The following is a 23,067-nucleotide window of genomic DNA, read 5'->3' as shown; positions in this document are numbered from 1 at the left end:
TTCGTCATTGCGAGCGAAGCGAAGCAATCCAGGTCCCGCTAATGGATTGCCGCGTCGTCCCTCAGGGGCTCCTCGCAATGACAATACTCATCTAAAATTATCGGCGTAGGCCTGCAGTTTCAGCCCCTTGGGCGGAGTGGCATAGACGCGCGCGGTAATCCCGTACTTCTCCGCGTACGCCTTGGCAGCGACCTTGGTCGGGAACGTCAGTGAAACCTGCGCCTGCGTATCGCCGCTGCCGGTCCAGCCCATCAGCGGGTCTGGCTTGCGCGCCTCCGACTGCTCGAATTCGAGCACCCATTCATCGCTCCGGGCCTTGCCGGACTGCATCGCGGATTTCGGTCGCTGGTAAATTCTGGCCGCCATAGTGAGAGCGCCAATAATTCACTCGTTGCTCTTTGAAAAGGCACTCTTCGTTTTAAGGCTCGGTTTTTCCAGCCAAGGTTCATCGGGCCAGCGATGCTTGGGATAGCGGCCCTTCATGTCCTTTCGCACGTCAGCCCAGCTGCCGCGCCAGAAACCGGCAAGGTCGCGGGTCGACTGGATCGGACGGCCAGCCGGACTGGTGAGCTTGAGCAGCAGTGGTGTGTTTCCGATCATCGGATGTGCGTCGAGCCCGAACAGCGCCTGGACGCGAACCTCGACGCTCGGTGCGTCGTCGCCCGCATAGTCGATCGCGTGGTGCGTGCCGGCAGGCGAGGTGAATTCGCGCGGAGCCTGCTTGTCCAGCCGCTGGCGCTCATCCCAGTCGAGGCTGCTTAGAACCGCATCAACAAGCTTGCCTTTCGGCAGATCGAGGTCATTACGACCCAACAGCATCGGCGCGAGCCAGGTTTGTGCGCGATCTCGCAAGGTCTGGGGGTTTAAGGCCTCTATCTGGGCATATCTGCCCCGTGCCAAAAGCTCTTTGGGAACAAGGTTTTCCAGCCGTTCTGCCGCCTTTTCCACTAGCATATCCACAATCGCCTGCGGGTCTGGATCAGGGTCCGGACCGCTCGCCAGAGTGATTGCGCCTAGCCGCCTGACAAGACGAGCTTCGGCGCGATTTGCATCGCTATTCCACAGAATTACCGAGGATTTCTCGATAAGATGTGAGAGATGGCTTTCCACTTCCTGGGACGACAATTCCGCCGCTGCAGTGATCCGCGCGCCCTTGGCTGAACCTGCCGCATCGCCAATAATTATCCACTCCGCCCGAGCCAGCGCGGAAGCGGGATCGAGCCTGAATCCACTCCCGCCTGCGGACAGCCAGTCCTCCCCCGATGAGCTGCGCTTTCTTGCGATGAAATCAGGCCGTGCAAAGGCAAGGAAGATTGCTGGGTTGATCGCCTCAGGCTCCAAACCCGATATGAGCTGCTCTGCGGCTGACGCCCATCGCGAAGCGAGCTTGCGAGCGGCCTCGGCCCTGCCGCCACGATCCGCGTTCCAGCGGTCCAGCCTGTGGAGCAGATCCTCGCTTCGTCCACCTAGCCCGCGTTCCTGCAACAGCAGCACGAGCTTGGCCGCATCGCTCGCCTGCGAAACCTTCGCGCCATGCAGGACCGCCGCAGCAGACGAGGGATCAAGCGGCAATTGCGCGATCTTGTTACCGTGCGGAGTTATCCGCCCATCCTCGCCGAGCGCGCCCATCTTTCGCAATTGAGACTGCGCCGCTGCGACGGATACTGCCGGTGGCGTGTCCAGCCATGGCAGACTTGCTGGATCAACCGTGCCCCATTTCGCGAGCGTCAGGACCAGCGGCGCAAGGTCGGCGGTTTCGATTTCCGGCGGTGCGAATTCAGGCCGCCCGGCATGGCCATGCTCTTCCCATAGCCGGTAAGCGACCCCTGGCCCCTGCCGTGCTGCGCGCCCTGCGCGTTGTGCTGTCGCTGCCTGGCTCGCGCGGCGCGTGACGAGATGGGTTGTGCCGGCCGAGCGATTGAATTCCGCCATGCGCGCCAGGCCACTGTCTACCACCACGCGGACGCCGTCCAAGGTCAGCGAAGTCTCGGCAATCGCACTCGCCAGCACGATCCGGCGTCGGCCTTGGGGATCGCGGCGGATTGCTTCGCGCTGCTGTGCCGGCTGGACCTGGCCATGCAGCGGCAGGATCGGCGTGTCGGGCAAGCGCTGTTCCAGCCGCTCCCGCGTGCGTTCGATCTCTCCCACGCCGGGAAGAAAGGCTAGGATGTCGCCTTCTTCCTCGCGCCAGGCCTGCATCACCGCGCTTGTCATGGCGTCCTCAATCCGCGCATCGGCCGACGAGCCGAGCCAGCGTATATCAAGCGGATAGGCGCGGCCTTCGCTTTCGATCACCGGCGCATCATCGCCCAGCAACCTCGCAAACCGCGCCCCGTCGATGGTCGCCGACATGACCAGCACGCGCAGATCTTCGCGCAGCACGGTGCGGCTCTCCAGCGCCAGCGCAAGTCCCAGATCGCTGTCGAGGTGCCGCTCATGCGCTTCATCGAACAAAACCGCAGAGACGCCGCTAAGCTCAGGATCTTCGACGATCCGGTTCACGAAAATCGCCTCTGTCATCACGAGGATCCGCGTCTTCGCCGAGCTCTTGCTGTCGAGCCGCGTGAGATAGCCAACGGTTTCGCCAGCCTTCTCGCCCAGCGTTTCAGCCATCCGCTCAGCTGCGGCTCGCGCAGCGACCCGGCGAGGCGAGGTCAGAATGATCTGGCCAGTGCACCAAGCAGCATCAAGCAGAGCCGGAGCGACAGCTGTCGTCTTGCCTGCCCCGGGCGGTGCGACAAGGACTGCAGCGCCGCGCTCTGCAAGCGCATCCTGCAAATCGGACAGAACATCATGGATGGGGAGCGCGGTCTTCACGCGCAAAAACTAGTAGCCGCGTGCAACCGCGAAATGCGCCGCCTCTGCCATGGCGGAACGCGCCTTGCAGTCCGGGAAGATCGAGATCGCATCGATCGCGCGCTGCGCGAAGTGGCGCGCGCGTTCTCGCGTGTCTTCGACAGCATTGTGTTTGTTGATGAGCGCAATCGCGTGGGCAAGGTCATCATCCGATGTGCGATGCCCGATGATTGCGGCCTTCCAGAACTTGCGCTCTTCCTCGTCGCCGCGCGCATGAGCAAGGATCACCGGCAGCGTCATCTTGCCTTCGCGAAAATCATCGCCCCGGTCCTTGCCCATCTCGGAAGCTTCGGAATCGTAGTCGATGGCGTCATCGACAAGCTGGAAGGCCACGCCGAGATTGCGTCCGAATTCGTCAAGCGCCTGCTCTTGCTCCTCAGAACATTCCGCAACGACCGCGCTGATGCGGCTTGCTGCGGCGAACAGAGCGGCAGTCTTTGCGCCGATGATGTGAAGATACCGTTCTTCGCTGGTCTCGATCTGGCGCTGTGCGGTCAGCTGCGAAACCTCACCTTCCGCGATCACGGCGCTCGCATGGCTGAGGATTTTCAGCACGCGAAGGCTGCCATCTTCGGTCATCAGCTCGAACGCCCGGCTGAACAGGAAATCGCCAACCAGCACCGTCGCAGGATTACCGAAGATGATATTGGCGGCCGCCTTGCCACGGCGCAGCTCACTGCCATCGACGACATCGTCATGCAGCAAGGTTGCAGTGTGAATGAACTCGACTGCAGCGGCGAGCTTGTGATGGCGCGTGCCGTTATATCCGACGAGCTCTGCACCCGCGAGCGTCAGCATGGGCCGCAAGCGCTTGCCGCCGCCGGAAATGAGATGTCCGGCAAGACGCGGAATGAGCGGAATTTCGCTCTGCATCCGGCCCAGAATGACCTGATTTACAGAATTCATGCCGCTCGCCGTGAGCGACAGCATCGGCTCAAGCGAGGGGCGTTTACGCGGGATAGGAACGACGTCAGCGCTCATGCAAGGGCACATGGCGTTCGCATCGCGGCTTGGCAAGCTTGGAATTGGTGCTAGCTATGGAAGAGATGTCCGATCCAACGCACCCTTCGCCCGCTGACGATCCGGTTCTGGCCGGTTTCCGCAAGAGCATCGACAATATCGATGCCGCCCTCATTCACATGCTGGCCGAGCGATTTCGCATCACGCAAGCGGTGGGTGAATACAAGGCAAAGGTCACGCTGCCGCCAGCCGATCCCGACCGGGAGAAACGTCAGATCGAACGCCTGCGCAGGCTGTCGGAAGAAGCCGATCTCGACCCGGAGTTCAGCGAGAAGTTCCTGCGCTTCATTATTGACGAGGTGATCCGCCACCACGAACAGGCGCGCCGGAAATAGGTCCTTCGATTTGCGGCAACTCGGCAGGCGGAATCGCCAACTGGTCTGCCCTCGCATCCCAGTAGTCACGAAGGTCCTTGCTGATCGGATGTCGGTTACCGTGCCGATCAAACACTACATCTCCTTGCTAGGGTAGAAGAAACCGTCGTGCCATCCGGAACCGATGCTGCTTGGCCCGTCAGCCATCGGATAGTCCGCATAAGGACTTGAGAAGATGCTTCTGCTTGCAGACAGATTATCGGTCGGTTGAGGGGAGGCGCACGCTGAGAGATCCAACGTGACCGCAATGGCTGAGATACCAGTTCGATGCATGCCTCGTCCCCTTCGCACGCATGCATGCGCGAAATCGTTTGAATTTCAGATGAATAGGTCGGCCAAAGACCTATTCCGCGCGTGGCAAATGCAATTTGACCAGCAATCCGCCCAGATCCTCGCTTTCGCCAAGCTCGACAGTGCCGCCGTAGATTTCCGCAACGTCGCGCACGATAGCAAGGCCGAGGCCCGTGCCGGGCTTGCCTGTATCCAGTCGCGCTCCGCGGTCGAAGATCCGGGTCCGCTCACCCTCGGGAATCCCTGCACCATCATCCTCGACCCAGGTCACGCATTGCTCCGACTCCGGCTCGGCATCGAGGGTGACGAACACGCTGCCACCGCCATACTTGGCCGCATTCTCGATCAGATTGCCGAGGATCTCGTCGAGGTCCTGCCGCTCCATTGTGACTTGCGTTTCGCCTTTGCCGTCAATGTCGAAACGCACATTGGGGTAAAGCCGTTCGACCGCGCGTTGCACCGCACGTGCGCTTTCGCCGATCGGCGTTCGTGCATGTCCCACCGCACGGCGCCCCACCGCCCTCGCCCGCGCAAGGTGATGGTCGACATGGCGCTGCATCGTCCGGGTTTCGCGGATCACCGCATCACCAAGATCAGGCGCGCGCGCTGTCGCCGCATTGGTCAATACGGTTAGCGGTGTCTTTAGAGCGTGGGCAAGGTTGCCCGCATGGGTGCGCGCCTCCTCGGCCTGACGCTCGGAATGCTCCAGCAATGCATTCAGTTCGTCCACCAGAGGTTCGACTTCGCTCGGCAGCGGGTCATTGATCCGGTTCGCGCCGGTCGTCCGTAGTCGCTGGATCGCCATCCGCACTCTGCGCAAGGGAGAGAGGCCATAGCGGATTTGCAGCAGCGTCATGAAGAACAGGCCGAGCCCAAGGACCACGAAACTCCAGATCAGGATCGAGCGGATACGGTTGATCTGGTAATCGAGCTCGCCGCGTGCGGATGCCACCGTGAACCACCATTGCGTCTCACTCCCCGGCAGGATGACCGAGCGCTCCGCAATCCGCAAAGGTTCATTCGCGAACTGGTCTGAATCGTAAATGTGGACTTCGTCATCGACATGGTCAGCTCGCACGGTGAGGCTTCGATCCCACAGCGAGCGGCTGGCAAAATCCTCGCGCCCTTCACCGCTGATCTGCCAGTAGAGACCGCTGCCCGGCTCCAGAAAACGCTGGTCGCCAAGCGCGCGGTAGAAGGAGACTTCGCCCCCCGGCTGGACTTCAGCGGAAGCGATCATCGCGGTCAGCATGTAATCGAGTTGTTCGTCGAAATTACGCTCGACGAGGTTTACCAGCGTCCGTTCAAGCGCCACGCCGCCGCCAAGCAGCAGGACCATGATCCAGCCGGCAGCGATCAGCGCCATGCGCCGCGCAAGGCTGCCCTGGCTGGCAACTTCCCTTACCGCTTCAACCGTTGAATCCGGCTCGTTCAGAAAGTCACTGCCGCCACTTGCGGCCGTACCAGCCACATCGGCATGACCATCGCGCGATGCCGCTGAGCTGGAGTCCGAGGCGGACTCAGGCTCTTGGGGCGTCTGCGGGGTCGTCGAGGCTGTAACCGAGGCCACGGATTGTCGTAATCACCTCTGCGCCGAGTTTTTTGCGGATGCGCGTGACGAACACTTCGATCGTGTTCGAATCGCGGTCGAAATCCTGATCATAGATATGCTCGATCAGTTCTGTTCGGCTGACTACCTTGCCCTTGTGGTGCATCAGGTAGCTCAGCAGCTTGTATTCCTGCGCGGTCAGCTTGACCGGCTCGCCTTTCAGCGTGACGCGGCCAGAGCGCGTGTCCAGCCGGACATCGCCCGCCATCAGTTCGGATGAGCTGTTGCCGGACGCGCGGCGGATCAGCGCACGAAGACGCGCGATCAGTTCTTCGGTCTGGAACGGCTTGGCGAGATAATCGTCCGCGCCCGCATCAAGCCCTGCAACCTTGTCCGACCAGCTGTCGCGCGCGGTGAGCACCAGCACAGGGAAGTCACGCCCTTCCCTGCGCCACATGCCCAGCACAGAAAGACCATCAATCTCCGGCAGGCCCAGATCGAGGATCACGGCATCGTAATCCTCGGTGCTGCCGAGGAAATGCCCATCCTCGCCATCGGTCGACAAATCGACCGCATAACCATTTTGCTCAAGCGTCGACTTCAGTTGCTGGCCAAGTGTCGGTTCGTCTTCGACAATCAGGATACGCATGAATTTCCACCTTTATTCAGGCACGATTATAAATGTGTTTCTGGTGTGCGCCAATGCAGCATGAGGGTCAAGCGAGCGCGCCAAATGGCTGTGAGCAGCGAGGCCTTGCCTTTACCTTAACAAGATCGGGACTAGCGGGAACGATTGATGATGCGGCCTGTGCGCGCATCGACATCGACAAAAGTGACGCGGCCATTCTTGATGAACTTCAGGCGATAGGCACGTGCGGTGCTGTCATAGGCCGGGCCGAGATATTCCGCATCGCGCATTTGCGGCAAGACGCGTGCTTCGATCTGGCGCAGGGAAAGCTGATTGCCGGCCTGCATCTCCTTGCGCGCATCGCTCTGGTCGGAACGCGATTGCGCATGAGCAGGCACGCTCACCAGTCCGGTAAGAGCCAGTGCCGTAGCGACCATGAGAGAGATTACGCGTTTCATCGTGCTGTTGTGCCTAAACCCAATGCATTGAACAAGGTGTGAATGCTGCGCCATTTCACTGTTCAGATAGGTTAAGCCCTGTTTACCCTCACGATACATTATCTTGCCGCTCTTCGCACAAGTCCCTAACGCGCGGGCGTTATGGCGCAACCACCAATCCTCTCCTGGGAAGGGCTCGGCCTGCAGCAGGGCGGACGCTGGCTGCTGGGAGGGCCTGATCGCGAGGCTCTGGACCTCCACATCGGCCCGCGTGACCGGCTTGCGCTGATTGGCCGCAATGGCGCGGGCAAGACAACCTTGCTGAAGCTGATCGACGACCGGATCGAAGCCGATCGCGGCATACGCAAGGTGAAGCCGGGGACTCGGATCGTGTTCCTCGAGCAGGAACCGGACTTTACCGGACATGAAACGCTGATGGACTTCGCGCGTGCAGGCAAGGACGCGCCTGCCGCTCATGAAGTCGAGGCAATCGCAGGTCAACTTGGTATCGCGATGGATCGTCCGGCAGCAACCGCAAGCGGGGGCGAAAGGCGCAGGGCAGCGATTGCGCGCGCGCTGGCGCAGGATCCTGACTTGCTACTGCTCGATGAGCCGACCAACCACCTTGATCTGTCCGCAATCGACTGGCTGGAGGACTGGCTGAGCCGATACAATGGCGCATTCATCACAATCAGCCACGACCGGACTTTCCTCAAGCGACTGACCCGTGCGACCTTGTGGCTCGACCGCGGGATCGTGCGACGCAAGGAAGTGGGCTTTGGTGGGTACGAGGCCTGGGAAGAGCAGGTCTATGCGGAAGAAGCGCGCGCGGCCGAGAAGCTCGATGCCAAGCTGAAGCTCGAAGCGCATTGGCTGGAACGCGGCGTTACCGCGCGGCGCAAGCGCAATCAGGGGCGGCTTGAGAAGCTGTGGGAAATGAGAGCAGCGCGTGCTGCGATGATATCCGGCAGCGGCACTGCCAAGCTGAAGCTCGCCAATGACGATGCGTTCAAATCGAAGTCCGTGATTGTTGCCGACGGTGTTTCAAAGAGCTTCGGTGATCGCGCGGTGATCAAGGACTTTTCCTTGCGAATACAGCGCGGTGACCGCATCGGCATTGTCGGCGCGAACGGTGCTGGCAAGACGACTTTGCTTAAACTGCTTACTGGTGAACTCGCCCCTGATAGCGGCTCGGTCACGATCTCGAACAAGCTTACCGGCGTCATGATCGACCAGCAGCGCAGCCTCTTGGGGCGCGGCAAGACCGTGCGTGAAGTGCTTGCGGAAGGCGGCGACTGGGTCGATGTTCAAGGGACCCGAAAGCATGTGCAGGCCTATCTCAAGGATTTCCTGTTCGATCCCAAGATCGTCGACAGCCCGGTCGATGCCCTGTCGGGTGGAGAACGTTCGCGCCTGCTGCTCGCACGAGAATTTGCGCGGACCGCAAATCTGCTCGTGCTGGACGAGCCGACGAACGATCTGGACCTGGAAACGCTCGATCTCTTGCAGGAAGTGATCGCGGATTTTGACGGAACCGTGCTGCTTGTCAGCCACGACCGCGACTTTCTCGACCGCACGGTTACGATCACTTTGGGCCTCGATGGGTCTGGCAAGGTCGACATCGTCGCGGGCGGATATGAGGATTGGGAGGCAAAGTGCCGCAAGCCTGTCGTAGGTAAGACAAAAAACCCACCCCCAACCCCTCCCGTAGGGGGGAGGGGCACAACACCGCCTCCGCCGAAGTCGGACAAGCTCTCCTACAAGGACCAGCGCGATTACGAGCTGCTGCCCACTCGGATCGAGGAGTTGGAGGCAGCGATTGCCAAAGGCGAGGCGATCCTGGCCGATCCCGGCCTCTACATGTCCGATCCGCAGAAGTTCGCGACCATTACCAAGGGCATTGAGAACGCGCGCGCCGAGAAGGACGCCGCAGAGGAGCGCTGGCTGGAAATCGCGGAACGGGTTGAGAGCTGAACGTCCACAAATGGGGTGGAGAGCGGACACTGATTAGTCGCATACTATTGCTGCATTTAAGCTTTGCTCGCGTCATTCAAGCTCATATCACGCCCTTATGCTCGACCGGATGCAGTTCGCTGGGGTGTGGCGCGACTATCAAGCCCGCATACTTCAAAAAATGGAAGACCATCTCGAAGATAATCGTCTTCACGTGGTTGCTGCGCCAGGAGCGGGAAAGACAGTTCTGGGATTAGAGATTGTCCGGAAGCTGGGTCGACCTGCATTGGTATTTGCTCCCAGCCTTGCCATCCGTGATCAGTGGCGCGAGAGGCTTGCACCGCTGTTCATGCCCGACTTGCCAGGAACTTCCGACATATCGTGTGAATTGACGGACCCGAGGACTCTCACTCTATCTACTTATCAATCGCTCGATAGCTTTCGGCGATCTGACGATCTCTCATCACTTATCGACGACCTCAACAAGAAGGGAAGCTTCACGCTCGTCTTGGATGAGGCCCATCACCTGAGGAGAGCTTGGTGGGATTGCCTCAACCGTCTGGCGAATGAACTCGAAGACGTGAAGATCGTGGCACTCACGGCCACACCTCCATATGATGCCAGCTTTACCGAATGGAGCCGATACGAGACGCTTTGCGGTCCGATTGATCTTGAGATCGGCATTCCGGAACTTGTTAGGAATGGCGATCTGTGCCCCCATCAGGATCACGTTATCCTGTCTGAGCCAACAGAGGATGCACTTCATCTCTTGGACCGACGCCGCGCAGCAATAAGCGATCTTCAGCTTGATCTGCAGACCGACGACGACCTGCTGGATTGGCTGACAGAACACCCATGGCTTGCCAAGCCGCTAGAGTATCTTGAGGCGATATATGACGCGCCTGAGATGTTGTCTGCCATCTTGATCCTGCTTGGTTCAGTTGGGCGACCGCTGCCGCGTCAGCCAATGGACCTCCTAGGGGTTTCGGTAAAAGAGTTGCCCCTTCCATCTCTGTTTTGGTTGGAACGCCTCCTCGATGGTTTGGTGTTTAGTCAAAAAGACGCCTTTCCTTTGGGCGCTGAACGAAGGGCCAATCTCGAGAACAGGCTACAACGCAACGGCCTGATCGAAGGGAAACGAGTGCGGCTGGCGCATACGCGTTCGGTCTTCCGCTTGCTCACATCAAGTCTCGGCAAAATGCAAAGCATTTGCGAGATCGCCCGGACTGAAGAAACATCGCTCGGCGAAAAACTGAGAATGGTGGTCCTTTCCGATCATATTCGTGCCGGAGAACTTCCAAAACGGCCAACCGACAAGTTTGAGCCAGCGAAACTTGGTGTCATCCCCATCTTTGAGACGTTGAGGCGCACTGGCATTTGCGAAGATCATCTTGCGGTCCTCACGGGAAGTCTGGTCCTTGTTCCCAGACTGGCATCAGAGGCACTTGGAAGCGTTTTGAATGAGTTGGGTCTACCGAAAGACGCCATCCGGACAAAGGTGATCCATGCGAGTCCCGATCACGTTGAACTCTCGGCAGCAAATACCGCTGATCTGACGAGGCTGGTGACCGCACTATTCCAGAAAGGTCATATTCGCATATTGGTCGGCACCCAATCGCTGCTGGGTCAAGGCTGGGACGCGCCTGCACTCAACTCCCTCGTGCTTGCGAGCAACACGGCATCATTCGTGTTGTCGAACCAGATGCGCGGGCGAGCGATCCGAATTGATCCAGAGAACCCCAATAAGGTCTCGAACATCTGGCATCTTGCAACGGTCGAACCCGGTACGGATGGACTGAGTGACGCCATTAAGAGCTCGTTTGATTGGGGTGCACTCAACGATCATGCTAATGCCGGAGTGACTGACATTAGAACGGTCGCCCGACGCTTCAAAGCCTTCGAATGCATATCTAACGGGGAAACAAATCTGATCGAAAGCGGGCTCGGCAGGCTTGGACTGGACCCATCAAAATCCCTATCACATCAGAACGACGCTACGTTTGCGATTGCACGAGACCGGCAGAGAATCTCCGAAAAGTGGAGCCAATCTTTGGGCGATGGTGATGCGCACTCGCATGTTCGCGAAGCCGCCGCACCCAACTACGCCCCGCGCTCCATAAGTTGGAATGACACTTTGCAATCCCTCCTGTGGGCCGCATCAGGAAGCGCTGGAATGGCCCTTGCGGACCAATTGCGCGGCGTAAATTCTCTTGAAACGATAGGCTGGGTGGCATTGGGAGCAACCGGCGTTGCGACATTGGCGAGCCTGCCGTCACTTTTCAAAGCTGGTCGGCTATTTTGGCGAAATGGCTCCCTTGAAAGCAGCCTTTTGCAGGTTGCGCATGTAGTGCTTGAGAGCCTCTATCACTCTGCTCTGCTGACTGTGACTGAGTATAACCAAGGTGAGTTTGAGGTTGGGTCGAGTATTGATGGACGGTTTGATATTGTCGTCACAGGCGTGAGCAGAGCAGCGGAACGTCAGATCATGACCGCAATCGCGGAGGTTCTAGGTCCAGTCCAAAATCCAAGATACCTGCTAGTCAGACGATCATGGCTCGGCCTATTCGCAAGGACTGACTATCACGCAATCCCGACAAGCCTTGGAGCGCGCAAGGAGAATGCCGAGAAGTTTGCGGAACTCTGGCAGAAACGCGTCGGATCATCGCGGCTGCTCTTCACGCGAACCGCCGAGGGGCGAAAGGTCTTACTGAAAGCTAGGATGCGTTCATTTGCGGCTGGGTTCCAAAGGTCGGTTGACCGGCGCTCAGCATGGCTCTGATTGTTTTCTTTAACGTCCGCAATTGGGTCGTAAGCGGACATTCACACAATCCGGTAAAAATCCGCCACCCGGTCGAGCGCCAGCCGCAGTACCAGCTTGCCCGAGCGTGCAGGCCAGCCGAGCGCCCGTTCCGCTTCGGGCAGCGCTTCATTGCCGCAGACGACCCGCCAAAGCATATCGGCTAGCCCCTTGCCCGCCTGATCAAGCGCGCCATCGAAACGCTGTTTGGCCGCAAGGGCCCGCTCGCTCGCAGTCAGGTCCTGCTCGCCGGTGGTCCTGGACCGCACCGGGTCCCACCGCATCGTCACGCGAGGCCCCAGCTGCGCACGCTCGAAGTCGAGCCGCAAACGCTCGCCCGCATCGAACAGCCGGTCATCGATATGGCCGCGCGAATGCAGCCAGCTGAGCGGCGATTCCGCCAGGTTTACAGTCACGGTGCGCCGCTTGCCCTTCGCGCCGCTCCCCCGGATCGGGCCTTCCTCAGTCAATTCGCGTTCGACCAGTCTGCGCTGCATTTCTCTCCTGTGCAAGAAACCTCGCACTGGGCTTGCATTCAATCGGTTCCTGTAGGAAAGATAAATAACCAATAAGGTTCGTATTGAGAGGTACAACCGTGATCAACCGCATCAGAGCCATCCGCAAGGCCAAGGGACTCACCCTGGCCGAGCTTGCCCAAGCGTGCAGCCCGCCGACCACTGCACAGACGATCGGGCGCCTCGAAACGGGCACGCGCAACCTGTCGCTCAAATGGATGGACCGGATCGGCGCAGCGCTTGGCATTGACCCGGAAGAACTCGTCCGGTCAGACGAAAACGAGCCGGTAATGATCGTCGCAGAACTCACCGCGGCGGGGCCGGAAGCGCTTACGAAGCAACGCGAAGCCATCGTACCCGGCGAGATTGCTGGCGAAGGTGAGCGCATGGTGCTCACCGTCACGGAAAGCGTGGGCGAATTTCGCCCGGGCGATCAACTCTGGCTGAGGCAAATCGCGCCTGAAAATGCAGGCCTTGCGATCAACCGGGACGTGCTGGTCCCTCGCCCCGGTGGCCGCTTCGCCTTTGGGCGGTTGATCGACCGGAAGGGAACGCTGGTCGGCATCCTCCCGCCCGGCAGCGGGCAGAAACAGCAAGTCGTGGATTCACCGCCCTGGATTGCGCTGGCGGAGATGCTCGTGCGCAGCCTCTAGCCTACTTCACCTCGGGCGATCCGCTCCTGTTTGTCTGCAAGGCTTTCCTGCGGGACAAAGCTGTCCGAGGTGACGCCCAGCCAGATCAGGATCGGCGCGGCGGTGTAGACCGAGCTGTATGTCCCGATGAACAGGCCGATGGTGATCGCAGCAACCAGGCCGAACAGGCTTTCGGGGCCAATGAATAACAGCGGCAGAAGTGCGACGAACAGCGTCAGCGAGGTCATCACCGTACGCGCAAGGGTTTCGTTGACAGACAGGTCGAGCAATTCCGGCAGATGCATCTTGCGATACTTCTTCAGGTTTTCGCGAATGCGGTCATACACCACGATGGTATCGTTGAGCGAATAACCGATGATGGCCAGGATCGCGGCGATAATCTGCAGGCTGAATTCCCATTGAAACAGCGCGAAAAATCCCAGCGTCAGCGAGACGTCATGAAACAGCGCGTAAAGAGCGCCCGCCCCGAATTGCCATTCAAACCGCACCCAGATGTAGATCGCCACCGCGACCATCGCGATCAGCAGAGCGAATATGGCGTCCTGGCGAAACTCGCCGGAAACCTTGCCTGAGACTGAGTCCACCCCGTCAATCCGCAGGTCGGGATGGCCTTCGCTCAAGGCAGTCGTGATGTCGCGCGTCATCTGGGCTGCGAATTCCGGATTGCCCTCAGCCTCTGGCGGGAGCTTGACCCGGATCGAAACCTCGTTAGGCGCTCCGAACCGCTGGATCACCGGATCGCCGACACTTTCGAGCGCGCCAACGGTCTGACGCAGTTCGGCGATGGGCGCCTCTTCAGTTTGCGTAAAGGTCGCGCGGATTTCCTGGCCCCCGGCGAAATCGACCCCGTAGTTGAGGCCTTGGGTCGCAACCAGCGCCCAGCTGCCGACCATCAGCACGAGGCTGGCGATGAAGAACGGCCAGCGCCACTTCAGGAACTTGATATTGGTATCGTCAGGGACGAGCTTGAGCAGTCTCATGTCCAGTTCCTCCCTTACAAATTCAGATCGCTTGGACGCGCCTTGCGCAGCCATCCCGCGACCCACATGCGGGTCAGCACGACTGCGGTAAAGACGCTGGTGAACAGGCCGACGATCAGAACCACGGCAAAGCCGCGCACCGGGCCAGAGCCGAACAGGAACAGCAGCACGCCCGCGATGAAGTTGGTGATGTTGGCGTCATAGATGGCGCGGCTCGCTTCCTTGTAGCCATTCTCCACCGCGGCGACCACGCGCCTCCCGCGTTTTCGCTCTTCGCGGATGCGTTCGTTGATAAGCACGTTGGCATCCACCGCCGCGCCGATGGTGAGTACAAAGCCAGCGATACCCGGCAGCGTCAGCGTGGTGTTGAGAACCGCCATGATGCCAAGAATGATGAGCACGTTGAAGAACAGCGCGATGGTCGCATAGACGCCGAAGCGGCCATAGGTCGCAATCATCAGCGCGATCACCGCGACTGAGCCGATCAGCATCGCGAGCAGGCCCTTGCGGATCGAGTCAGCGCCAAGATCGGGCCCGACGGTGCGTTCCTCGATGACCTTGAGGTCAACCGGCAAAGCGCCCGAATTCAAGGAGATCGCGAGCTGGTTCGCGGTCTCTGCGGTAAAGCCCCCGCTGATCTGCGCGCTGCCGCCAAGGATCGGTTCGCGGAAGAACGGCGAGGAAATCACTTCGCCATCAAGGATGATCGCAAACCGCTGCCCGACATTCTCCGTGCTCAGTTGCGCAAAGCGCGCGCCGCCTTGAGGGTCGAACTGGATATTGACCACATCTTCGTTGGTGTCCTGGCTGATCCCTGCCTGCGCGTTGGTGAGGCTGTCGCCGCGAATGCCGCCAAGCCGCTGCACGGCTTCGAACATGCCGGGGGTGTCAGAAGTCTCCGAATAAGGGAAAATCTCGCACCCGATTGGCGCTATACCCGCTTGCACATCGGTCGGCAGAGCGTTGCGGCAGACCAGCTTGAATTCCAGCTTTGCGGTCTGGCCCAGCAGGTCCTTGAGCTGGTCCGGGTCCTGCAATCCCGGCACCTGGACGACAATGCGGGTATCGCCCTGGCGGATAATCGTCGGCTCGCGCGTGCCAAGCGCATCGATTCGCCGGCGTACGACTTCGGTCGCGGAGTCCATCGCATCAGTGACCGCTTGCTCGATTCCGTCATCGGTCGGCGTCAGCACCATGCGCTGACCATCCTGCACCGTCAGGTCCCATTCGCGGGTCAGCCCATCGCCATTGATCTGCGGCAGCAGCAATTCGCGCGCGCGGTCCAGATCACCGACATTGTCGAGAATGAAAGACAGCTGGCCGCCAGCGGTCGAGACATCGCCTATGCGAATTCTCGGCTCGGCATTGCGCATGGTGGTGCGCACCGACTCTTCCATGTTCTCCAGCCGCTGCGCTGCCACTTGAGACGGGTTCGCCTCCAGCAGGATGTGCGAACCGCCGGCAAGGTCGAGGCCGAGATTGACGGTCGGTTCGGGAAGCGCGTCAGGCCAGCGAATATTGGCCGCGCTGAACAGCGAGGGCATGGCCGTGAAGCACGCGATCAGCGTCAGGCCCCAAAGCCACATCTTCTTCCAGGTTGGAAAGTCGAGCATGATTGCTGGCGCCCTATCCGAATTCGCGTGAGGTCAGAATGGTGACCGGGTATCAGTCGTTAGCAGCGCTGCCGCCGGGCGGAATGATGTCGCCGATGGTCGCCTTGATCGCCTTGACGCGGACGCCCTGTGCGAGTTCAAGCTCAACTTGATCGTCAGTCACTTTGACAACTTTGCCGATCAGCCCGCCCGCGGTGACGACCTGATCGCCCTTCTTGAGGCCAGCGACCTTCTGCTGGTGCTCCTTCTGGCGCTTCATTTGCGGGCGGATAATCAGGAACCAGAAGATGGCGATCATGCCAATAATCGGCAGCCATTGGATCCAGGCAGGAGGCGCATCGGCGCTGGCTGCGGCGGCGAGAAGTTCAAGCATCGGTTTTCGACCTATCGTTCGTCAGAAATCATGGTGCAAAGGTCATCCCCAATTGCGAGCCTCAAGCCCGCCCGGCTCCGTCCCCCTTCCACCGAAAGTGTTGCGGTAAGTGGGCGCGGTTAGCAGCATTGCAAGGTGTCTGCAATTGAAGCTGTAGCGTGCGTTGCCTTTTTGCACGCTTGCAAGGCGTCCGGTGCCGCCGTATAGGCCCGCGCTCCACTCGTCGGGACGTGGCGCAGTCTGGTAGCGCACTATACTGGGGGTGTAGGGGTCGCTGGTTCGAATCCAGTCGTCCCGACCAGTGGACTTCCTTTCAGCCTTGCTTGCCCCTCTCGGCCGCGCAGCCTAATCGGCCGGTATGGGAGGATTTGGCATGAGCAAGACCGCAATCCCGCTTCGCATGCGCAGCTGGCTGTTTGCGCCGGGCGACAGCGAAAGGAAGATGACCAAGGCGGCCGAAAGCGCGGCGGACATCGCGCTGCTGGACCTTGAAGATTCGGTCATGCCTGAGGCCAAGCCTGCCGCGCGCGAGGCGGTCGCGGCGTTCTTGTCAGGGCGTTATGGCCGCCACCGGTTATGGGTGCGGATCAACCCCTTGAGCTCAGGCGAGACCGAGGCCGATCTCGAAGCAATCATACCCGCCCGGCCCGGCGGTGTATTCCTACCCAAGGCAGAGGGGCGTGAGGATGTGATCGCTTTGCATGAGCTGCTGACAAAGCACGAGCGGGCAAACGGGATCGAGCATGGCGCTACGAAGGTCGCAGCGCTCGTGACAGAAACCCCGCTGGCCATGTTCCGCTGCGGCGATTACGCGGGCGACTATCCCGGCTCGGACCGGCTTGTCGCGATGAGCTGGGGCGCGGAGGACTTGTCCTCAGCCCTCGGTGCGAGGGTCCAGCATCGCCCGGATGGGAGCTACATGCCGACTTATGAATTGGCGCGCAGTTTCTGCCTGCTCGGCGCGGTGGCGGCGGGCGCAGCGCCGATTGAGACGGTCATGCCGGAATTCCGCGATCTGGATGCGCTCAAGGCGCGCGCCGATATGGTCCGCGGGCAAGGCTTTACTGGTATGCTTGCAATCCACCCCTCGCAGATCGAGGTCATCAACGCTGCGTTTACACCGAGCGCGGAAGAGATCGCTGAAGCGCGCGCCGTGGTGCAAGCCTTTGCGGACAATCCCGGCAAAGGCACAATCGCGATCGATGGGCAAATGTACGATTTGCCGCATCTGAAGCTGGCTGAACGGCTATTGGCAGAGGCTGAAGGCTGAAGCAGGCCGCTTAGCAAGCCATTTAGGAAATAATATTTTCCTAAGTGTACCATATTGGTTACTTACTGCGCGACTCAACACCCCCTCTGGGCACTTCTGGAGCGCATATATGGCTATTCTCGAAACCTTGATCGGACCGATTGCGGACCTGCTCGACAAGCTCATTCCAGACAAGGAAGCGCGCGCGCGGGCCAAGCTTGAGCTGATCAAGCTCGAAGGCACTCAGGAAATGCAGCTGATCGAGGCGCGCCTCAAGGCGATCGTGGCAGAAGCGCAGTCGAGCGATCCCTGGACCAGCCGCGCGCGCCCGAGCTTCCTCTATGTCATGTATGTGATGATCCTGTGGGCGCTGCCGATGGGCATCCTTGCCGCTTTCAACCCGTCAGCAGCCAAGGAAATCGCGAGCGGCATGAACGCCTATCTTAACGGCCTGCCAGAGCCGCTCTATGCACTGTTCGGCACCGGCTATCTCGGTTACACTGCCGCGCGCCAATGGGGCAAGGTCAAGGGCGTGGAGCGGTGAATAGCGCGGCGTACGAGGCGGGGGACACTGAGCGCTTCCCGCTTCCTCTAGCCAACCCGCCGCGCTAACGTGCGGCCATGACCGACACGTCCAGCACCGTTTACGTCCTTAACGGACCAAACCTCAACCTTCTCGGCCTGCGCGAGCCGGATATCTATGGCTCGGACACGCTCGACGATATTGCCGGGATGCTGGAGGACCGCGCGCGCGAGCACGGCCTCACCATCGACATGCGCCAGACCAATCACGAAGGGATGCTGGTCGACTGGCTGCATGAGGCCATGGCTGAGAGTGCGCGAGCGGTGCTGCTCAATGCAGGGGCCTACACGCACACATCCATCGCCTTGCTCGATGCGATCCGCTCGATAACCGTTCCGGTTATCGAAGTGCATCTTTCTGATCCAAAAACGCGCGAGGCCTTTCGTCACCTGTCCTATGTCGGAATGGCAGCGGCGAAAACAGTCGAAGGGCATGGCGCGAAAAGCTATCTCATCGCTCTCGATGCCGTCGCCTCTCGAGAAGTCTGAGCGGGCTAACCCAAAAAGAGACGAATTTCTCGCCCTGCCCCTTGCCAGCCACAATTCGCGCGAATAGTCAGCGCCGCAACAAGAAGGTTGAGGGGCATTCATGGCCGAACGCAAAACTTCCGCTGGTCGCAACACCGGCATGAACGTTGATACAAAGCTGGTGCGCGAGCTTGCCGAGCTGCTCGGCGAAACCGGGCTCACCGAAATCGAAGTCGAAGATGGCGACCGCAAGATCAAGGTCTCGCGCGGCGGCGGCATTGCCTTGGCGGCACCTGCTCCGGTGGTTGCGGCATCTGCACCGTCCGCAGCGACTGCAGCCGCGCCCGCTCCTGCGGCAGACGATGCCGCTTCGGGCAAGGTTCCCGCTGGCGCGATCCTTTCGCCCATGGTCGGCACGGTCTATCTCGCTCCGGAACCGGGCGCCGACAATTTCGTCAGCGTCGGTGACAACGTGAAGGAGGGCGATACGCTGGTAATCGTCGAAGCGATGAAGGTGATGAACCCGATCACCGCGAACAAGTCCGGCACGGTAACAGCGATCCTGGTCGAAAACGCGCAGCCGGTCGAGTTTGACCAGCCGCTCGTCGCCATCGGGTAAGGCGCAGGTAATGGCCATCACCCGGATCCTGATCGCCAATCGCGGCGAGATCGCGCTTCGCATTCACCGCGCCGCGCATGAAATGGGGATCGAGACTGTCGCGGTGCACTCCACCGCCGATGCCGACGCGATGCATGTGCGGCTGGCCGACCATGCGGTCTGCATCGGCCCGCCGGCTGCGACCGACAGCTACTTGAACGTCGCAAACATCATTTCTGCAGCAGAAGTCGCGCATTGCGATGCGATCCACCCGGGTTATGGCTTTCTGTCAGAAAACGCCAAGTTCGCGGAAATCGTCGAAGCGCATGACATTGCCTGGATCGGCCCCAAGCCCGAGCATATTCGCACCATGGGAGACAAGGTTGAAGCGAAACGCACCGCAGGCGCGCTCGGCCTTCCGCTGGTCCCGGGTTCTGACGGTGCGGTTTCTGACCCCGAAGAGGCGAAGAAAGTCGCAGCCGAAATCGGCTATCCGGTAATCATCAAGGCCGCCAGCGGCGGCGGCGGCCGGGGCATGAAAGTCTGCGAAAGCGAAGACAAGCTCGAAACCCTGATGAAACAAGCGGGCAGCGAGGCAAAGGCCGCTTTCGGCGACGACACGGTCTATATCGAGAAGTATCTCGGCAATCCGCGCCACATCGAATTCCAGGTGTTCGGCGATGGCAAGGGCAATGCGATCCACCTGGGCGAGCGCGATTGTTCGCTGCAACGCCGCCACCAAAAGGTGCTTGAGGAAGCGCCCTCGCCCGTCATCAGCGACGAAGAGCGCATGCGCATGGGCGAGGTCTGCTCCAAGGCTATGCGCGACATGGGCTATCGCGGCGCAGGGACGATCGAATTCCTGTGGGAGAATGGCGAGTTCTACTTCATCGAGATGAACACCCGCCTGCAGGTCGAGCACCCTGTTACCGAAGCGATCACCGGGGTCGACCTTGTGCGCGAACAGATCCGCATCGCCGACGGCAAGCCGCTCTCGGTCGCGCAGGAGGACCTTGAATTCCTCGGCCACGCGATCGAATGCCGGATCAATGCCGAAGACCCGTTCACCTTTGCGCCCAGCCCCGGCAAGGTCACCTATTATCACCCGGCTGGCGGGATGCATGTGCGGGTCGATTCAGGCCTTTACGCAGGCTATTCGATCCCGCCCTATTACGATAGCATGATCGCCAAACTGATCGTCTATGGCCGCAACCGCGAAGGCTGCATCATGCGCCTGCGCCGTGCGCTTGAGGAAATGGTGGTCGAGGGGGTCAAGACAAACATCCCGCTGCATCAGGAATTGCTCAGGCAGGACGACATCCTGACCGGCGATTACTCGATCAAATGGCTCGAAGAGTGGCTTGCAGCACGCGACTGACGACCTGTCGCCAAGCATTCGCCTGAGATCCATTTGTCGTAAAATAGGCACAGTTTGCGACCGTGGATGGCGCTAATTCATTCTAAACCACTGATATTCATTGATCTATTGGGTGTTACTTAGACCACACACCCGCGATCAAATTGTTGTCTGAATCGCACGATTCACTCCCTGTTTGGAACAAAAAGCGCAAAGAAGACGTTCCCCCAATCCTTTCGCAGGGAGATACATAATGAAAAACGCAAATGTTTCAAAAACAACTCGCGTGCGGCTGGCCATGCTGTGCAGCTGCGCGCCGATGCTGATCGCCGCTCCGGCCATGGCTCAGGAGACCGATGCCGAAGAAGAAGCGGCATCGGGCAACGTCATCGTCGTGACCGCGACAAAGCGCGATTCCACCATTCAGGACGTGCCGTTCTCTATCAACGCGCAGACCGCCGAAGACATTCAGCGTTCGGGCGCAACCACTCTTGAAGACCTCTCGCGCAATGTCGCCGGTCTTTCGATCCAGAACCTCGGGCCTGGCCAGAGCCAGGTCTCTGTCCGCGGCGTTTCCGCCGGCCAGGTCGTGCGCGACCAGCCGGGCGTGAAAGAGCAGGTCGGAGTTTACCTCGACGAAAGCGTTATCTCGCTTTCACTGTTCACCCCCGATCTCGACCTGTTCGACCTCAATCGCGTTGAAACGCTGCGCGGTCCGCAAGGCACTCTGTTCGGTTCGGGCTCGGTTGGCGGCACGATCCGTTACATCACCAACCAGCCAGAAATGGGCGTTTACGAAGGGCAGGTTGAAGGCAATCTCAACCTGGTTGACGGGGATGACCTTGGCTATCACGTGAAAGGTGCAGTCAACATCCCGGTCGGTGACACCATCGCGATCCGCGCAGTGGGTTACTTTACGGAATATGGCGGCTTCATCGATGCCGTTGGTCCGGCTGCCGGGGAAGACATCAACGGTGGTGAGCGTTATGGTGGCCGTATCGCGGTCAAGTTCGATGCCGGCAACGGCTTCAGCCTGACACCGCGCGTGGTCTATCAGAAGATCAAGGCTGACGGCTTCAACCGCCAGGAGATCTTCAACCTCTATTCCAACGAATTCACTACCCCTGCCTTCACCTTCAGCGAGCGTGAGCAGTACCTCCTTCAGCGCGAAGCCTTCGAAGACGAAACGCTGATCGCTGACCTGGTGGCCGAGGTTGAGCTGGGCGGTGCAGTGCTGACCTCTGTCACATCCTACACTAACCGCGACATCCTTGTCAGCCGCGATGCGAGCGCGCTGACCGGCTCGGTTTCGGTAGACCTTGGCTATCCTGATGCGGGCGTGAACCTGCCATCGAACCTGCGTGATACGACTGACCTCAAGTCGTGGACACAGGAAGTGCGGGTTGCGTCGGATAACGACAGCGCGCTGCAATGGGTTATCGGCGGGTTCTATTCCGACACCGACCGTTTCTATCGCCAGCGCTTGCCTACCCCGGGTTATGATGCCTTCACCGATGCTACCCTTGGCGCAGGCACGTCTGCTGCGGTTGCCAATGGCTTCCCGGCTGACTCTCCGTTCAACTCCGATCTGCCCTACAATATCGAGCAGATCGCAATCTTCGGCGAAGCAACCTATGCCTTCACGGATGCGCTCGATGTCACGCTGGGTGCGCGCTACTACGACTTTGAGGAAACGCGTACGATCACCACAGGCGGCCTGTTCGCCAATGGTGACACCGGCCAGGTTGACGAGACCAGTTCGGACGGCATCAGCCCGCGCATCCTCGTGAGCTATGACGTAAGCGATTCCGTCACGCTCAACGCGCAGGCCTCCAAGGGCTTCCGCCTCGGCGGTGTCAACGATCCGCTGAACGTCCCGCTGTGTTCGCCTGAAGACGAAGCGCTGTTCGGCGGTTTCCAGTCCTATGATGACGAAACACTGTGGAACTATGAAATCGGCGCGAAGGCTTCAGGCGATGGCTTCTATGCCAACGTCGCAGGCTTCTACAATGATATCAAGAACCTGCAGGTCACGCTTGATGCAGGCAGCTGTTCCTCACGGATCGTGTTCAACGTTGAAAAGGCGCACACGATGGGCGTCGAGGCCGAGTTCGGCTTCTCGCCATCTGCCGGGCTCGACTTTGTCGTGTCGGGAAGCCTGATCGAAGCAGAGTTCGACACGACGCTGCCCGACCCGCTGGCTGGTGCGACCGGTATTCGCGAAGGCAACCGTCTGCCATCAGTGCCGGAGTTCCAGTTCTCTGCTTCCAGCAGCTATGAGTGGCCGGTGTCGGATAATGCAGATGCTTACATCTCTGCCAGCTATTCGCACGTCGGCAGCCGCTTCACGCAGCCTGCTGACCAGGAGAACAACCCGCGGACCTTCGCCCACGGCCTGCCGTTCAATGGCATGGACGGCAGCGAAACCACCACGGTTGACCTCCTGCTGCCATCCTATGATATCGTGAACCTCAGCGCAGGGATCGATTTCGATAGCGGCCTCAGCTTCGTGCTCTATGCGAACAATATCTTCGACGAGAACGCACTGCTGAGCTTTGACCGTGAGCGTGGTGGCCGGGCGCGTCTGGGCTACCAGGTGAACACCCCGCGCACTTATGGCATCACCGTGCGGCAAAGCTTCTGATGAGACGCTTCTGATTCGCCCGAAAGGCACAGAAGCGCTGAGACAAGAGAGGGCGGGCCATTGCGGTCCGCCCTTTTTTGTTTGCCGGTTGGATTATGCAAAGCCACCGGGCCCCTTGTCGGACTTGGTT

The 23,067-nt window shown here is 59.9% G+C and carries 20 protein-coding genes and 1 tRNA gene; 11 read left to right on the top strand and 10 right to left on the bottom strand.

The genetic code is table 11. From position 1 onward, the window contains the following. Positions 1-87: 87 nt before the first annotated feature. Genes ACG9DO_RS08015 through ACG9DO_RS08005 form a run of 3 tightly spaced genes read right to left on the bottom strand, consistent with a single transcriptional unit; the run spans position 88 to position 3,837 of the window. A complete protein-coding gene (locus ACG9DO_RS08015) occupies positions 88-366 on the bottom strand; it encodes an ETC complex I subunit (RefSeq protein WP_394726889.1) in 279 nt (92 codons plus the stop codon). Between the two features lie 18 nt (positions 367-384). Continuing rightward, on the bottom strand, positions 385-2,817 hold the full coding sequence (gene hrpB / locus ACG9DO_RS08010; RefSeq protein WP_394726887.1) for an ATP-dependent helicase HrpB: 2,433 nt from the start codon (positions 2,815-2,817) through the stop codon (positions 385-387). A gap of 9 nt (positions 2,818-2,826) precedes the next feature. Next, entirely contained in the window at positions 2,827-3,837 is a 1,011-nt protein-coding gene (locus tag ACG9DO_RS08005) for a polyprenyl synthetase family protein (RefSeq protein ID WP_394726885.1), read from the bottom strand. A 65-nt stretch (positions 3,838-3,902) separates the two neighbouring features. Between ACG9DO_RS08005 and ACG9DO_RS08000 the strand changes: the two genes are divergently transcribed. After that, entirely contained in the window at positions 3,903-4,211 is a 309-nt protein-coding gene (locus ACG9DO_RS08000) for a chorismate mutase (protein ID WP_394726883.1), read from the top strand. A 382-nt stretch (positions 4,212-4,593) separates the two neighbouring features. On the opposite strand, the gene ACG9DO_RS07995 is transcribed toward ACG9DO_RS08000, so the two are convergent. The 3 genes from ACG9DO_RS07995 to ACG9DO_RS07985 form a co-directional block, all read right to left on the bottom strand. Then, complete coding sequence (locus ACG9DO_RS07995; protein ID WP_394731236.1) at positions 4,594-5,907, bottom strand: sensor histidine kinase; 1,314 nt, start codon at positions 5,905-5,907, stop codon at positions 4,594-4,596. A gap of 154 nt (positions 5,908-6,061) precedes the next feature. Then, positions 6,062-6,739 (bottom strand): response regulator transcription factor, encoded by a 678-nt coding sequence (locus tag ACG9DO_RS07990; RefSeq protein WP_394726881.1) that lies wholly within the window; start codon positions 6,737-6,739, stop codon positions 6,062-6,064. A gap of 131 nt (positions 6,740-6,870) precedes the next feature. After that, complete coding sequence (locus tag ACG9DO_RS07985) at positions 6,871-7,176, bottom strand: PepSY domain-containing protein (RefSeq protein WP_394726879.1); 306 nt, start codon at positions 7,174-7,176, stop codon at positions 6,871-6,873. 141 nt (positions 7,177-7,317) lie between these two features. Here ACG9DO_RS07985 and ACG9DO_RS07980 point away from each other — a divergent pair, with 141 nt between their 5' ends. Then, positions 7,318-9,129 (top strand): ABC-F family ATP-binding cassette domain-containing protein, encoded by a 1,812-nt coding sequence (locus ACG9DO_RS07980; protein ID WP_394726877.1) that lies wholly within the window; start codon positions 7,318-7,320, stop codon positions 9,127-9,129. A 97-nt stretch (positions 9,130-9,226) separates the two neighbouring features. Continuing rightward, a complete protein-coding gene (locus ACG9DO_RS07975; protein ID WP_394726875.1) occupies positions 9,227-11,887 on the top strand; it encodes a DEAD/DEAH box helicase family protein in 2,661 nt (886 codons plus the stop codon). A gap of 41 nt (positions 11,888-11,928) precedes the next feature. On the opposite strand, the gene ACG9DO_RS07970 is transcribed toward ACG9DO_RS07975, so the two are convergent. Continuing rightward, positions 11,929-12,402: a DUF6456 domain-containing protein gene (locus ACG9DO_RS07970; protein WP_394726873.1), complete on the bottom strand. Its 474-nt coding sequence runs from the start codon at positions 12,400-12,402 to the stop codon at positions 11,929-11,931. A 98-nt stretch (positions 12,403-12,500) separates the two neighbouring features. Here ACG9DO_RS07970 and ACG9DO_RS07965 point away from each other — a divergent pair, with 98 nt between their 5' ends. After that, on the top strand, positions 12,501-13,073 hold the full coding sequence (locus ACG9DO_RS07965; protein WP_394731234.1) for a helix-turn-helix domain-containing protein: 573 nt from the start codon (positions 12,501-12,503) through the stop codon (positions 13,071-13,073). Here the strand turns inward: ACG9DO_RS07965 and secF are convergent. From secF to yajC, 3 genes are read right to left on the bottom strand one after another with little or no spacing between them, the layout of a single operon-like run. Continuing rightward, a complete protein-coding gene (gene secF / locus ACG9DO_RS07960; protein WP_394726871.1) occupies positions 13,070-14,053 on the bottom strand; it encodes a protein translocase subunit SecF in 984 nt (327 codons plus the stop codon). The genes ACG9DO_RS07965 and secF overlap by 4 nt on opposite strands. A gap of 14 nt (positions 14,054-14,067) precedes the next feature. Then, entirely contained in the window at positions 14,068-15,666 is a 1,599-nt protein-coding gene (gene secD, locus ACG9DO_RS07955; RefSeq protein ID WP_394726869.1) for a protein translocase subunit SecD, read from the bottom strand. A gap of 52 nt (positions 15,667-15,718) precedes the next feature. After that, entirely contained in the window at positions 15,719-16,039 is a 321-nt protein-coding gene (gene yajC, locus ACG9DO_RS07950) for a preprotein translocase subunit YajC (protein ID WP_394726867.1), read from the bottom strand. A gap of 224 nt (positions 16,040-16,263) precedes the next feature. Between yajC and ACG9DO_RS07945 the strand changes: the two genes are divergently transcribed. The 7 genes from ACG9DO_RS07945 to ACG9DO_RS07915 all read left to right on the top strand — a co-directional run bounded on the left by ACG9DO_RS07945 (position 16,264) and on the right by ACG9DO_RS07915 (position 22,937). Further along, positions 16,264-16,340, top strand: a tRNA-Pro gene (locus tag ACG9DO_RS07945). Positions 16,341-16,412: 72 nt separating this feature from the next. Further along, positions 16,413-17,309 (top strand): HpcH/HpaI aldolase/citrate lyase family protein, encoded by an 897-nt coding sequence (locus tag ACG9DO_RS07940; protein WP_394726865.1) that lies wholly within the window; start codon positions 16,413-16,415, stop codon positions 17,307-17,309. A 109-nt stretch (positions 17,310-17,418) separates the two neighbouring features. Beyond that, the gene (locus tag ACG9DO_RS07935; RefSeq protein WP_394726863.1) at positions 17,419-17,832 is read left to right on the top strand and encodes a holin family protein; all 414 of its coding nucleotides are present in this window, start codon (positions 17,419-17,421) and stop codon (positions 17,830-17,832) included. A gap of 77 nt (positions 17,833-17,909) precedes the next feature. Beyond that, on the top strand, positions 17,910-18,359 hold the full coding sequence (locus tag ACG9DO_RS07930; RefSeq protein WP_394726861.1) for a type II 3-dehydroquinate dehydratase: 450 nt from the start codon (positions 17,910-17,912) through the stop codon (positions 18,357-18,359). Positions 18,360-18,459: 100 nt separating this feature from the next. Next, entirely contained in the window at positions 18,460-18,957 is a 498-nt protein-coding gene (gene accB / locus ACG9DO_RS07925) for an acetyl-CoA carboxylase biotin carboxyl carrier protein (protein WP_394726859.1), read from the top strand. Positions 18,958-18,967: 10 nt separating this feature from the next. Continuing rightward, entirely contained in the window at positions 18,968-20,314 is a 1,347-nt protein-coding gene (accC, locus tag ACG9DO_RS07920) for an acetyl-CoA carboxylase biotin carboxylase subunit (protein WP_394726857.1), read from the top strand. A 232-nt stretch (positions 20,315-20,546) separates the two neighbouring features. Further along, positions 20,547-22,937, top strand: coding sequence for a TonB-dependent receptor (locus tag ACG9DO_RS07915; RefSeq protein WP_394726855.1), 2,391 nt, complete (start codon positions 20,547-20,549; stop codon positions 22,935-22,937). Positions 22,938-23,067 lie beyond the last annotated feature (130 nt).

It is taken from the genome of Altererythrobacter sp. GH1-8 (assembly GCF_043702085.1).
Classification (GTDB): Bacteria; Pseudomonadota; Alphaproteobacteria; order Sphingomonadales; family Sphingomonadaceae; genus Erythrobacter.
The sequence above is the reverse complement of the archived record's forward strand: the minus strand, read 5'-3'. Positions and strand labels throughout refer to the sequence as shown.

Excerpts from the sequence above, each read along its gene's own strand:
- ACG9DO_RS08015 (WP_394726889.1), bottom strand. The coding sequence starts at position 366 with ATGGCGGCCAGAATTTACCAGCGACCGAAATCCGCGATGCAGTCCGGC.
- ACG9DO_RS08005 (WP_394726885.1), bottom strand. The coding sequence starts at position 3,837 with ATGAGCGCTGACGTCGTTCCTATCCCGCGTAAACGCCCCTCGCTTGAG.
- ACG9DO_RS08000 (WP_394726883.1), top strand. The coding sequence starts at position 3,903 with ATGTCCGATCCAACGCACCCTTCGCCCGCTGACGATCCGGTTCTGGCC.
- ACG9DO_RS07995 (WP_394731236.1), bottom strand. The coding sequence starts at position 5,907 with ATGGCGCTGATCGCTGCCGGCTGGATCATGGTCCTGCTGCTTGGCGGC.
- ACG9DO_RS07990 (WP_394726881.1), bottom strand. The coding sequence starts at position 6,739 with ATGCGTATCCTGATTGTCGAAGACGAACCGACACTTGGCCAGCAACTG.
- ACG9DO_RS07985 (WP_394726879.1), bottom strand. The coding sequence starts at position 7,176 with ATGAAACGCGTAATCTCTCTCATGGTCGCTACGGCACTGGCTCTTACC.
- ACG9DO_RS07980 (WP_394726877.1), top strand. The coding sequence starts at position 7,318 with ATGGCGCAACCACCAATCCTCTCCTGGGAAGGGCTCGGCCTGCAGCAG.
- ACG9DO_RS07975 (WP_394726875.1), top strand. The coding sequence starts at position 9,227 with ATGCTCGACCGGATGCAGTTCGCTGGGGTGTGGCGCGACTATCAAGCC.
- ACG9DO_RS07970 (WP_394726873.1), bottom strand. The coding sequence starts at position 12,402 with ATGCAGCGCAGACTGGTCGAACGCGAATTGACTGAGGAAGGCCCGATC.
- secF (WP_394726871.1), bottom strand. The coding sequence starts at position 14,053 with ATGAGACTGCTCAAGCTCGTCCCTGACGATACCAATATCAAGTTCCTG.
- secD (WP_394726869.1), bottom strand. The coding sequence starts at position 15,666 with ATGCTCGACTTTCCAACCTGGAAGAAGATGTGGCTTTGGGGCCTGACG.
- yajC (WP_394726867.1), bottom strand. The coding sequence starts at position 16,039 with ATGCTTGAACTTCTCGCCGCCGCAGCCAGCGCCGATGCGCCTCCTGCC.
- ACG9DO_RS07940 (WP_394726865.1), top strand. The coding sequence starts at position 16,413 with ATGAGCAAGACCGCAATCCCGCTTCGCATGCGCAGCTGGCTGTTTGCG.
- ACG9DO_RS07935 (WP_394726863.1), top strand. The coding sequence starts at position 17,419 with ATGGCTATTCTCGAAACCTTGATCGGACCGATTGCGGACCTGCTCGAC.
- ACG9DO_RS07930 (WP_394726861.1), top strand. The coding sequence starts at position 17,910 with ATGACCGACACGTCCAGCACCGTTTACGTCCTTAACGGACCAAACCTC.
- accB (WP_394726859.1), top strand. The coding sequence starts at position 18,460 with ATGGCCGAACGCAAAACTTCCGCTGGTCGCAACACCGGCATGAACGTT.
- accC (WP_394726857.1), top strand. The coding sequence starts at position 18,968 with ATGGCCATCACCCGGATCCTGATCGCCAATCGCGGCGAGATCGCGCTT.
- ACG9DO_RS07915 (WP_394726855.1), top strand. The coding sequence starts at position 20,547 with ATGAAAAACGCAAATGTTTCAAAAACAACTCGCGTGCGGCTGGCCATG.